Below are 12,844 nucleotides of genomic sequence, written 5' to 3'. Positions count from 1 at the left end.
ACATGAAAACCAAGTGGAGAATTGAAATGTGGTGTTGGATATTCCTAATTCCTACTGGCGTCCTTTTCGTTCTGTTTCAAGGCTGGCCCATTGCGGCCAGCTTGTATTATGCGATGCTGGATTGGTCAGGTCTAACGACAGATTCAACCTTTGTCGGACTGAACAATTTTTATGATGTGGCTAAGGATCCCTATTTCTGGAACGCATATAAAAATAGTTTTAAATTTATGTTAGGTGTAGTTCCACTGCATCTGTTGATGCCGTTAGTGCTTGCTATTATTTTGAATCGTCCCAAGTTAAGGGGAGCCAGCATCTATCGAACGTTGATTTTTTTGCCAGTAGTTACAACGACTTCGATTATCGGTATTATCATGGTTTTCATATGGGGCAGCGATGGAGCAGTCAATGATGCGCTCTTGAAAATAGGCTTGCTAGATACACCAATTAATTGGTTAGGTGATGCCAAATGGTCGATGTTTACGGTCATCATTATTTCCGTGTGGAAAAATCTAGGGATTAACATGGTCTATTGGCTTGCTGGTCTACAGAATATTCCTAAGGATATTTATGAGGCAGCTGAAGTAGATGGCGCCAGAGGGATGAAATTATTTGTTCATATAACAGTGCCTCTGTTAGTGCCCATTGGAGCTGTCATTTTATTGCTAAATGTCGTCAATTCACTGAAAGTATTTGATTTGATTAAAACAATGACCAACGGGGGCCCTTTCTTCGCCACGGATGTTGTGTCCACATATATTTATCGTTACGCTTTCTCGAGTGAAATGGGACTGCCCCAACTAGGGTATGCTTCGGCGGCGGGCCTTTTCTTCGCAGTAACAATTATCGTATTAGCCATTATCCAATCTGTGCTGACTAAACGAATAAAAGGTCGTGCAAAATCATGAAGATCTTTCGACTATCCTTATTTCACATCGTGATGACTTCTTTTTGTCTAGTTTGGATTTATCCATTCTTATGGATGGTATCAGCAGCGTTCAAAACACAGAGTGAATTTTTTGCTAATGGCCTAAAGCTGATGCCGAATAACTTTCAAATGGGGAATCTCATTCGGGCTTGGAACGAAGCGAACTTTGAACGTTATTTTCTGAATAGTGTGGTCCTTTCCGTCAGTACCATTTTAATTGTACTTGTCGCAACGGCTACTTGTGGTTATGTACTTGGCAGGTATGTATTTAGAGGGAAAAAGTTCGTATTGGGATTATTGGTCTCTAGCATGTTCGTCCCTATGGAATTCGCGATTATCCCGATCTATGACTTAATCAAAAATTTGGGACTGATGAACAATTTACTAGGTGTTATTCTTGCTGAAGCTGGCGGGGCGCATATCATTTTTATCCTGCTCTTTTCCACCTTCTTTAGTCAGATTCCTAAGGAGTTGGAAGAGGCCTCCATTATGGATGGCAGTGGGTTTATGCGGACCTTTGCGACCATTATGCTTCCTTTATCCAAACCCATCGTTGGCAGCGTGATGATTATGCAGTTCATCTGGTCATGGAATTCTTTTATGATTCCTTTGATCCTAACGTTAAGCTCGCCTAATCTCCGACCTTTGGCCGTTGGCTTATACGCATTACGAGGAGAGAACGTGGTTGACTGGACGGGCATTGCAGCAGGTGGGACGATCGCGATACTCCCGATTATTGTTATATTCCTGTTCCTTCAGCGTTACTTTGTAGATGGGATTGCTGGGGCTGTTAAAGGCTAACGATTGTATAAATAGAACGATAATTAATATCAAAAGGTAGGATACAAATCGATGAGAATACTTTATTTGGATTTAGATTCTTTGCGCCCTGATCATCTTGGTTGTTATGGTTACCATCGAGCAACTTCGCCCCATATTGATCGTATAGCAGAAGAAAGCGTTCGATTTACCAATTACTACTGTTCCGATGCACCTTGTATGCCATCTAGAACAGCGTTAATGTCAGGAAGATTCGGGATTCATACCGGTGTCGTTGGACATGGGGGAACTGCTGCCGATATGAGGCGTGAAGGAGCAGAGCGAGGTTTTGGTGACCGATTGGCCACGGAAAGCCTTCCTGGTGTATTGCGAAAATTAGGCATGAAGACGGCGTCTATCAGCACATTTGCCGAAAGACATTCCGTATGGACCTTTAATGCAGGGTTTAATGAAGTACTTAATGTTGGTGGCAAAGGTGGCGAATCGGCTGAAGAAGTGCTGCCTGTCGCTCTTAAATGGTTAGAGGATAATGCAAAGGCTGAGGATTGGTTCTTGCATTTGAATTTTTGGGACCCTCATACCCCCTATCGGGCGCCGGAAGAGTTTGGTAATCCTTTCGCTAATGAACCTATGCCTGCATGGATCACGGAAAATGTTTTTCAGAACCATATGCTCAAAGAAGGACAGCACAGTATTCAAGATATGAATAAGCTTGCCCGTTCGCATTATTATAAACATCCGAGACATGACAAGATGATAGAGGAACACAACGATTTAAGAACCCTCATCGATAATTACGATTCCGCCATTCGGTATATGGATGAGCATATTGGAAAAGTCATTCAGACCCTTGATCGACTAGGCGTTCTAGAGGATACGGCCATTATTATTAGTGCGGATCACGGTGAGAACATGGGGGAACTAGGGATTTATTCCGAACACGGTACTGCGGATCAGGGAACCTGTCGCATTCCCATGATCATCCGATGGCCCGGTGGTCTCCAAGGAACCGTCGATGAGGGGCTGCATTACCAATTAGACCTCGCGCCTACTCTGGCTAATCTGTTACAAACAGATAAACCGGAAGCATGGGATGGAGAAAGCTATGCAGACAGTATTACGCAAGGAACCGATACAGGCAGGCCGTATTTGGTCGTATCGCAGTGCGCGCATGTTTGTCAGCGGAGTGTCAGATTCGAGAAATGGCTCTATATTCGAACTTATCATGACGGGCATCATGGATTTCCGAGAGACATGCTGTTTGATTTGGAGAATGATCCATATGAACAGTACAATTTGGCTGAAGAAAGAAGAGATATATGTAAGCAAGCTATTTATTTACTTAACGAATGGCATGATGGCATGATGCTTTCCATGAAAGAAGATACAGATCCTTTGTGGACAGTAATGAAAGAGGGCGGTCCTTATCATGCCAAGGAATATAAACACTAATTTCATAACTGTAAAATAGGATGAGGTGAGGGGGACGCTGTGGCGGGATCCCCTGCCTTTTTTTCGTTTTTATTAATGAGGTAATAATTGTAAAAATAATATATTAATTGGGATTTTCATGCGGCGTTTATCATAAAAAATCAGGATATTACTGTTTGAAAATGACAAATTGTTTAATTTTTTAGAAAAAGTTAAAAATTCATAATAGGATTATTTAATAAGCATATCTAAGTTGTGCAGCTTGTGATATTCTAAATAATAAAAAAATTTCTGGAGTGAAGAGAAATGCAAGTTACTGATGTTGAAAAAGTACCATCCTTGTTTTCTAGAACCAATCCGTTTCAAGCGAAAGTATTGAAAAATATTAATTTAAATGGAGCAAGCTCCAGTAAAGAAACACGCCATATCGAACTTTCGCTAGAAGGATCAGGACTGTCCTACGTGCCCGGCGATTGTTTAGGCGTAGTTCCAGACAACGATCCGGAGTTGGTTGCTTCGATCCTTGAGGTGATGAAGTGGGATGCGGACACGGCGGTTGTCATTAATAAACAGAACGAAACGCTTCCATTGAAAGAAGCGCTTTTGAAGCATTTCGAGCTGACGTTGTTATCCAGGAAAATCGTTCAGCAAGCAGTTGAATTCTCGGATAATGAAGCGTTGAAGCAGCTTGTTGCGGATGCGGAGCAGTTGAAAGCTTATACAGATGGCCGTGACTTGCTTGACTTACTGAGTGATTTTGGACCTTGGAAAGCTTCCCCACACGAAATTGTCGCTTTATTGAGAAAAATGCCGCCACGCTTGTATTCCATTGCAAGCAGTTTTGCAGCTAATCCAGGTGAAGTTCACCTTACGATCGGTGCTGTTCGCTACATGGCACACGGCCGCCAGCGCAAAGGCGTATGTTCAGTCATGTGCGCAGAGCGTTTGAACGAAGGGGAAACGGTTCCTGTCTTTGTTCAAGTAAACAAACATTTTAACCTTCCGGAGTCCTCGGAACAAGATATTATCATGGTTGGTCCTGGTACAGGTATTGCACCGTTCCGTTCCTTTATTCAAGAGCGTGCCGTGAGCAAAGCGACAGGAAAAGCATGGCTGTTCTTCGGCGACCAGCATTCTGCGACAGATTTCTTGTATCAGGAAGAGCTGGAGCAATATCAACAGTCAGGCGCACTGACCAAAATCGATGCAGCTTTCTCTCGCGATACAGCGCAGAAAGTGTATGTTCAGAATAAAATGCAGGACAATAGCCAAGAACTATTCGCTTGGTTAGAGGGCGGCGCATACTTCTACGTATGTGGCGATAAACAAAACATGGCGAAGGATGTTCACAACACCCTGATCGACATTATTGAAAAAGAAGGCAAGTTGAGCCGCGAAGACGCTGAAGCGTACTTGGCAGGTTTGCAAGAGCAAGGACGTTACCAACGCGACGTTTATTAGAATGGAAAAAGCGAGCAAGCTGATCATCAGCTTGCTCGCTTTTTTTGGTTGTGGCTGGCTGGCGGGGAAGAGAGCGGAAATAGCGCCCGTAAAGGGCGCTAAAGCGCGGGAACGCGCGCGCGCGCTGGTGCCGGCGGTCGGCAAGATAAGGCCCCAAATGGGCCTTATCTGAGCCCGAGGCCGCAGGGCTACCAAGTTAGCGCCCGAAAAGGGCGCTAACTCTAGGGAACGCGCACGCGAGTACCGACCGACTGCGCCGCTCACCCGCTCAGTGCCCGCACTCACCCGCCCGCACTCACCCGCTCAGTGCCCGCACTCACCCGCCCCGCTCACCCGCTCACCCGCTCACCCGCTCAGTGCCCCCACTGCCACACACCCGCCACCAGCCAACATTACCTACTACCTCCAAGCCGTCTTCGTTGGCGTTTTGCTTTTCTGGCATGGAGAAGCTCGTACACCGTCGGGACCATAATCAGCGTAAAAATCGTTGCTGAAGTCAGTCCTCCGATAACAACGACCGCCAAGCCGCGGGAAACGATGCTGCCTTCTTCGGCCTTGGCAAGGACCAGCGGTACCATTGCGCATATGGTTGCTACGGCTGTCATCAAGATGGGACGCATCCGAGTAGCCGCGGCTTCCAGCAAAGACTCACGGATGGTCATGTGCTCTTCGTTTTGCTTCACACGGTCAATCAACACGATGGCATTCGTCACGACGATACCGATCAGCATCAAGAATCCGAAGATCGAGGTTACGTCGAACGACGTTTTTGTAATCATCATCCCGACGATAGCGCCAACAGCTGCGAAAGGAAGGGAAACCAAACTCGCAATCGGAGCACGGAACGATTTGAACGTAACGATCATGATAAGAAGTACGATCCCAATGGAAATACCCATGGTCATGAACAAGTCGGCAAAATCACTGGATTGCTCAGCAGATGCTCCGCCAACCATTAAAGCAACATGGGTTGGCAGCTTCAAATCCTTCGTATTTTTCGTGATCTCTGTATTGATCTTGGATAGTTTAGTTGAGTCAACAAGCGCCGTCACACGCAAAAATTGTTGGCTATTCTTATGAAGAATCGTGTTAGATTCATTTGTCTTTTCGATTTTCGCAATAGAAGTCAAAGTTGCTGGACCCGTGGCTGTCATGATTTGAATATTGGATAGGTCGGAAACGGTTGATGGATTAATCAAAGCATCGAGTACAACAGGGATTTCTTTGTTTTCCAGCTTCATCGAACCAATCGGAGTTGGGTTCATGAGGGAGCGGATCGTGCCGGCGATTTCCTCAGGTTTCGCGAGTGTAGGATCAACGGTAATCAAGTAACCTGGTTTCGTTACATTTTGATTACTCGTCACTTTCTCGACGCCTTCAATTCCTTTGATGGCCGCAATGACATCCGCTGCAGCTTGGTCTAAGCTCTTGGCGGAATCTCCCGTCAAATCAACGGTAATCGCTGAACCGCTGCTGCCATCGAAGCTACCACCGCCTGCTTGCAAATCGGCGTCCGGATATTTTGATTTTTGAGTGAGAACCGCATCGATAAAATGCTGTGTGTCCGCATCTTTCTTCATGAATACTTGGAAGGTTGCGATTGTTGGGGGCGCTACGCTACCCCATTTGGCATTATCTTCGGTATTCCCCTGTTGCAGAATGAGATGATCAAGCTCACTTTGCCCAAGCATGAATTTCTCTAATTCCATGGCTTTGTCGCGCACAGTTGAAATTGGAGTTTCTGGTGAGTAGGAAAGTGTAACACTCAACTGGCTTGCTGTGGAACTTGCAACTGCGCCTTTTGGCATGACGAAGTAAAGAGCAATCGAACCCCCAAACAGAATAAGCGAAACCAATATGGAGATGAATTTATGGTTCAAACTCCAAGATAAAATGCGTCGTAGACCTTGCGACTCTTTATGCTCTTTTAGTTTCGTTTTGCGCAGCAGCCAAGCGCTCATCAATGGTACGACGGTTAATGCTACGAGCAAGGAGGACAGCAGGGAGTAGGTTACGGTTAGGGCAAATGGAAGCAGAAATGCTTGCAATGAGCCTTTCAAAAGTCCAAGCGGCAGGAAAACGGCTACGGTTGTTAAGGTAGAAGCGGTAATCGCTCTAGCCACCTCACGCGTGGCATCCATGATTAATTCCTTGGAGAACTCCGACTTTTGGGTTCTTCTGAAAATATTTTCGATAACAACAATACTGTCATCAACGAGTCGACCAACGGCTACCGCAACCCCGCCCAGCGTCAAAATATTCAGTGTCACATCGGATTGGGACAGCAGGAACAATGTTAATCCAAGTGAAAGAGGGATTGATACAATTGTAATGAATGTGGAACGAACATTTCTAAGGAAGATAAGAATTACGATAGTTGCAAACAAGGCGCCAAGCAACACTTCTCTCATCATACTGTTCACGGAAGTAACGACAGATTCAGCTGTGGAATATATCACTTCTGCAGTCGCACCCGGGTATTTCGTCGCGATTTCTTCTGAGATTTTATCTACTTCCTTGGAGATATCAACCGCATTGGAGCTAGCGTCCTTGGTTACAACCAACGTAAGGGAATCCTTGCCGTTAATACGAGTCAGTGTATCTTTGTTTGCGGCTACTTCCACCGTTGCAACATCTTTCAATTGGACGCCTGGTGCAACTGTCAAATTATTGAGTGTTTGGAGATCGTCGAGATTGCCAACGACTTTAATAGCACTCGTTTTGCCATCGATAGGTCTTTCTCCAACACTTATAGTGACATTCTGCCCTTGAAGAACGCCCATCAGCGCTTGAGCAGGTAATTTGGCATTGGCGAGCTTCCCTTGATCAGGGTGAATTATCACCTGGGATACGGATGTTCCACCAAGTGCTACGCTAGCAAGACCTCTGATTTTCTGAAACTCTGGCAAAATTTTCTCTTGAGCCAGCTCGACATTTTGTTTTGTGATGCCATCTTGGAAGTTAAGGGATACCCAGGAGAGCGGAATCATCGAAGTATTTAATCGAATAACGAACGGCTTCGACATACCCGCAGGGAGAACAATCGTGGAGAGTGCTTCTTGCACGCTGGCTTGAGCGTCCTTCATTGGAATATCCGAATCAAATGTCAAATCAACTTTCATGAAGCCATCGGAAGACGTGGAGAAGACTTCTTTCTTTCCTGGAACGCTAGCGAGCGCTTTCTCTATGGGGGTAGTTGCGCTATCTAGCATGGATTTGGCATCGAAACCTTGGCCGACAACCGTAACACTAATTTGCGGAAAATCTGCACTTGGCAAAAATTCCATTGGCAATTTGAAATAACTACCTATTCCCGTGCCTAAAATTAATAGCACCAAGAAAATGACCGCTGCCTTGTTGCTAAAGGCCCATTTCGTAAACCATGTCACACGACTCGCTCCCTTTCATGATCTATCTCTTTACTTCCTATTTATAAGTAGAAAAATAACGCGAATATGGCTAAGAGGTGGTTCCAACTCGCTATTGAGCTGGAGGGTTTCCCTTAGGTGTAGAATTCCATCTTCTGATTGATATATGTAAATGAGGAATGGGCTAGATAGAATTTTCATGAATTGGATAAAAGATTGCCATGGAGGAAATGCTACCCTTATCGTCCATCGTGTGACGAAGATACTGAAGACGACAGGAAGTGAACGTAACGCATGTTACAAGGCAAAAAGAGGTTGATCTGGATAGTCCTCATCTGTGTGGTCTTGTTCAGTGCTTCCACAACGACTGTATTTGCGTATGGCAAAGGTGCAAAAGGCCCTGATGTCTACGCCGTTCAAGGGATGTTGAAATCTCTAGGTTACTACTCGGGTCCGATTACAGGTTATTATGGCAATCAAACACAAGCCGGGGTTAAAGCATTTCAAAGTAGATATGGTTTGCCTGTAACGGGAAATGTTGACGATCAAACCTTACAATCCATACTTTGGGCTTATGGGAATTTGAAAATTCCCAAGAAGGCGACGCCAACGCCAGTACCAACACCGGCACCGAAGCAGGAAACACCGAGTCCAACGCCTGCACCAGAGGTTCCACCTACGTCAGGCCTAACGGTAGAAGAGCAGCAAATGCTGGATCTTGTAAATAAAGAGCGAACAGCTATGGGACTTGCCGCGCTTACTGCGGACCTGGAACTTACCAAGACAGCTCGTCTAAAGAGCCAAGATATGGTAGATAACAAATATTTCTCCCATGATTCACCAACGTACGGTTCACCCTTCGATATGATGGAGAAATTCGGAATTACGTATAATGCAGCAGGGGAGAATATTGCTTGTAACCAAAGTGTGGAGGCAGCGCATGAAGCGTTAATGAACTCACCGGGGCATAAGGCGAATATCCTTAGCAAAGATTACACGCATATTGGTATCGGCATTGTAGATGGCGGACCGTGCGGTAAAATGTTTACCCAACAGTTTATTGGCAAATAGAGAGAAGGAGCTAGCGCTTATGCGCTTAGCTCCTTTGTTTCGTGTATTGCAGCGGGGCGGCCAAAGATGCGAAAATGCACTTATTTTCGGGCGGACTGCCTAATAGGGAGGTCAAAAGTGCAAGAAGGCAACCTTTTAGGCGCCTGAGGGTATAAAATGGTCCAAAGAGGTAGAAATAGTTGCCTTTTTGCACGCATTTGCTAAAAATCCGCGATTTTCCTGCAAAAGGTTGCCTTTATGCACTTTTGCGAGGGGGGGGCTAGTTCGATCCCCTGATCTCCCCGGGCTTCCACACTAAAAAAGAGGATCCTCGCCACATAGGCTTTAGGATCCTCTTTCACTTTTAAGTCGTAGATACAGGTTTAATGGCTTCGGTCCACTCCGTATACTTGCGAAGTGCAGCCCCTTGCTCTATCGCGTGCCTAGCCATATAGATACCTTCTTCAATGGAGCCTGCCTTCTGGGAAACCCACAAACGCACAGCACTGTTGAGTAGAACTATGTTTAAGTAGGGAAGTGCAGCATCTCCTCGCAAAACAGACAATGTTGTTTCGGCTTGTAGCTCAGCTGTCCATTCCACTTCTGGCACTTCAACCATAAGCTCATAAATTTCAGGGTCAACGATGAATAGCTCGCTAGCCCCATCTTGAATGAGATACGTTCGAGTTCGTTTTTCAATGCTCAGATCTTCGGAACCTTCCATGCCTTGCACCACTATACCGCGGGAAACCCCGAGCTCGATCAATAAATTCGTGACCTTCTCAAAAACAGTGCCATGAAACACGCCAACAGCCATATAAGGAGCTTCCGTGAAACGAAGCAGCTTCTCCGCCGTGTTGAACACAGTTCTCAAACCGAGTTCTTTGCGGATTTCGCGCAGATCGCCAAGTGGCGCACACCAGCTTTCGGTCGGTGTAAACAAGAAGCCTGTTCGCGCTGCAGCAGAAACCAGTGCTTCGCGTGATGCTTCAAGTGCGTTTACTCCCATTGCCGCAAGGACATCGGACAAGGTGATGCCCCATTTCGGCGGCATGCTCGGGCTGCCGTGCAGCGTAGTAGGCAATCCGCAGGCTGCGAGTACGAATGCGGTTGGTAGCGTTGCGATAAATGTGCGCGAGCGGCCATCATAGGGCCCGGCGCAATCGATACTTCCTGCCATGGGATAAGTGCTAATCCGATTACGTAATGCATGAATAAAGGCTTTGATTTCATCCGGGGATTCCATTTTAATTCGCTCAGCGACAAGAAAAGCTCCGATTTGAGCTTGTGTAGCTGCACCGGTTAGAATGAGTTCGGCTGCTTGAGCGGCTTCTTCATAAGTAAGATCTCTAGCTCCGCGTTTACCGCGGCCTACTTCTTTTAATAAGGATATCATCGTTTGCGGCCCCCTTTGTTCTGATCCTGTAGTATCTGATATACCTTGACGATGGAGGTTGCGACGTCAACCATACGTTTACGTTCATTCATCGCTTGTTTGCGGAGGAAATCATAAGCTTCAGCTTCTGAGATGCCTTTGATTTCGCATAGGATTCGCTTGGCTTGATCAACCCATTTACGTTCTTCGAGCTTGGATAGCAGTTGTTCGCGCTCCTGATGCCACTCTGTTCGTTGGAAATAATGGTTCACACCTAGTATCAACGCGCAATGAATTTCCAGTGGGCTCATCGTCGGACCAATCAAACCATCTATGCCCCCATCCATCTTACATTCATTAGAAGGAAAAGTTTGTGTATCGCACCACCAGAAGATGGGAAGACTCCGCTGCGCCAGCAAGCGTATTCGCCAATCTGTGACTTGTTCGGGACCTACGGATAATAATACAGCATCGATCTTAGGGATGATAAAGGAAATTTCTTTCATATTAGATGAAGTATAAATACGAAACCCCAAATCCTTCAAGATTTCATCAGGTAAACATTCTTTTCCTTGAGTGTCTTCCGTTCGAAGGGCAAGTGAGGGCTCAGAGGAGGTAGCTGAGCGAGTTGTCTTGAACTCGTCGATCAGAATGAATGATTGTAACATGGGAATACCTCCATCTTGAATAACGTTATCTCATGATAAGTACATGTTAGGTTTAAGGCTTATTTGGTATTATTATACGGCAATACTATAGCATATGCACCTAAAATTTGTCGATATCCTATCCATACTCTCTATAACAAAATTATTGTGTTATGTTTATTGACATACGATTAAACACGTCGTATAATCAAGTTAAGAAATCGGCACAATGATGTGCCACCTAACGAAGGCAACGGTGCCTATCCCCTTACAAATACGTAACTGGATAGGCTTTTTATGTTCACTGTAATGAAAAAACTACATCTATCATGCTGTTCACGAGGAAGTGGAAGCAGTGGCAATGAGGCCGATAAACATCCTATGATTTGATAGGGGGATGTTTGTCGGCCTTTTCTGTCAATGTATAATCAAACAAGGTAGGATAGGACAAAAAGAAGGCGAAAAGCCTCACAAAAGGAGAGGGATTGCATGGTAGATCGGAAAAGTTTTATGCAAGTGGGGCACAAGGGGTCTTTGTTCAGTTCATTCTTGTATTTTGACATGAGCTTCATGGTTTGGGTACTTCTTGGACCGCTAGCTGTTATCCTTGCCAAAGATTTCGGGTTGGATGCCGCACAGAAAGCCAATTTGGTTGCTTTACCAACATTGGGTGGGGCGGTCCTACGACTAGTACTTGGTGTACTAACGGATAAAATTGGTCCCAAACTAACTGGACAGATTGGACTTTCGCTAACTTTAGTTCCGCTGTTCTGGGGATGGCAGTTCGCGAACACGATGGGTGATATGTACTTTGTAGCTCTGATGCTTGGTATCGCAGGCGCAAGCTTTGCTGCAGCATTACCGCTCGCGAGCTCTTGGTATCCACCGCAGTATCAAGGATTAGCGATGGGGATTGCAGGGGCAGGAAACAGCGGAACGATCTTCGCTACCTTGTTTGCCAATCGTTTAGCGCAACATTATGGCGACTGGCACGTTGTTTTCGGAATTGCCATGATTCCAATCGCGATAACGCTGGTCATTTTTAGTATTTTGGCCAAGGATAGTCCCAATAAACCAGCTCCAAAAACGATTGCAGAGTACGGTAAAGTGTTGAAACAAAAGGATTCTTGGTTGTTCTGTATTTTCTATAGTGTTACTTTCGGTGGTTTTGTAGGAATGGCCTCGTATCTTACGATTTTCTTTAATACACAGTATGGGCTTTCACCTGTACGTGCTGCAGATTTTACAACACTTTGTGTCATCGGCGGCAGCTTCTTCCGTCCTGTTGGTGGATGGCTCGCAGATAAGATTGGCGGCATTCGCATGTTAATGGTGCTCTACGGAGTTGTTGGTTTGATGATGGCCGGTATCTCTACGCTTCCTGCCCTTTCATTAACAACGGTTATGCTCTTCGTTGCTATGATGGCTTTCGGGATGGGGAATGGTTCAGTATTCCAACTTGTGCCACAGCGCTTCAAATCGGAAATCGGCGTGATGACGGGGATTGTTGGAGCCGCAGGAGGTTTAGGTGGTTATTTCTTGCCCAAAATTCTTGGAAACCTGAAACTATCCACGGGTTCTTTCACACCAGGGTTCCTTATTCTTAGTGGCATTGCAATTAGCTGTATCATCATTATTGCCATTGTGCAAGGGCAATGGAAACGTACTTGGATCGGTGAAGGCGGCAAAGTAAAAGTAACGCCTTCCAATATAGACACAGTCCAAGCTTAACTTAGGCAAGGTACGCCGCTGACTCTGCTCGGTCAGCGGCACATCCGGTAAAGTTTTTGCTCATGCAGCCTGCACA

9 protein-coding genes are annotated in these 12,844 nt (G+C 45.6%); 6 read left to right on the top strand and 3 right to left on the bottom strand.

The window, feature by feature from the left end; translation table 11 throughout:
- The first annotated feature begins 2 nt into the window (after window positions 1-2).
- The 4 genes from AC58PV_RS03455 to AC58PV_RS03440 all read left to right on the top strand — a co-directional run bounded on the left by AC58PV_RS03455 (window position 3) and on the right by AC58PV_RS03440 (window position 4,597).
- On the top strand, window positions 3-905 hold the full coding sequence (locus tag AC58PV_RS03455; RefSeq protein WP_497430878.1) for a carbohydrate ABC transporter permease: 903 nt from the start codon (window positions 3-5) through the stop codon (window positions 903-905).
- Window positions 902-1,726: a carbohydrate ABC transporter permease gene (locus tag AC58PV_RS03450; protein WP_497430877.1), complete on the top strand. Its 825-nt coding sequence runs from the start codon at window positions 902-904 to the stop codon at window positions 1,724-1,726. Before AC58PV_RS03455 ends, AC58PV_RS03450 begins: the two co-directional genes overlap by 4 nt.
- A gap of 51 nt (window positions 1,727-1,777) precedes the next feature.
- Complete coding sequence (locus AC58PV_RS03445) at window positions 1,778-3,157, top strand: sulfatase family protein (RefSeq protein WP_497430876.1); 1,380 nt, start codon at window positions 1,778-1,780, stop codon at window positions 3,155-3,157.
- A 285-nt stretch (window positions 3,158-3,442) separates the two neighbouring features.
- The gene (locus tag AC58PV_RS03440; RefSeq protein ID WP_497430875.1) at window positions 3,443-4,597 is read left to right on the top strand and encodes a sulfite reductase subunit alpha; all 1,155 of its coding nucleotides are present in this window, start codon (window positions 3,443-3,445) and stop codon (window positions 4,595-4,597) included.
- Window positions 4,598-4,989: 392 nt separating this feature from the next.
- On the opposite strand, the gene AC58PV_RS03435 is transcribed toward AC58PV_RS03440, so the two are convergent.
- Window positions 4,990-7,986 (bottom strand): efflux RND transporter permease subunit, encoded by a 2,997-nt coding sequence (locus AC58PV_RS03435; RefSeq protein WP_497430874.1) that lies wholly within the window; start codon window positions 7,984-7,986, stop codon window positions 4,990-4,992.
- A gap of 273 nt (window positions 7,987-8,259) precedes the next feature.
- Between AC58PV_RS03435 and AC58PV_RS03430 the strand changes: the two genes are divergently transcribed.
- Window positions 8,260-9,036 carry a peptidoglycan-binding protein gene (locus AC58PV_RS03430; protein WP_497430873.1) on the top strand — a complete coding sequence of 259 codons (777 nt, stop codon included), beginning with the start codon at window positions 8,260-8,262 and terminating at the stop codon, window positions 9,034-9,036.
- 343 nt (window positions 9,037-9,379) lie between these two features.
- Here the strand turns inward: AC58PV_RS03430 and AC58PV_RS03425 are convergent, their stop codons facing one another.
- The gene (locus AC58PV_RS03425; protein ID WP_497430872.1) at window positions 9,380-10,411 is read right to left on the bottom strand and encodes an anthranilate phosphoribosyltransferase; all 1,032 of its coding nucleotides are present in this window, start codon (window positions 10,409-10,411) and stop codon (window positions 9,380-9,382) included.
- Window positions 10,408-11,058 (bottom strand): ANTAR domain-containing response regulator, encoded by a 651-nt coding sequence (locus tag AC58PV_RS03420; protein WP_497430871.1) that lies wholly within the window; start codon window positions 11,056-11,058, stop codon window positions 10,408-10,410. Before AC58PV_RS03420 ends, AC58PV_RS03425 begins: the two co-directional genes overlap by 4 nt.
- Before the next feature lie 468 nt (window positions 11,059-11,526).
- On the opposite strand from AC58PV_RS03420, the gene AC58PV_RS03415 reads away from it, so the two are divergent.
- A complete protein-coding gene (locus AC58PV_RS03415; protein ID WP_497430870.1) occupies window positions 11,527-12,768 on the top strand; it encodes a nitrate/nitrite transporter in 1,242 nt (413 codons plus the stop codon).
- Window positions 12,769-12,844: the final 76 nt, after the last annotated feature.

The sequence above is a fragment of the Paenibacillus sp. J22FR83 genome, from assembly GCF_059691955.1.
Note: the sequence above shows the minus strand (reverse complement) of the source record. Positions and strands in the feature narration are given on the sequence as shown.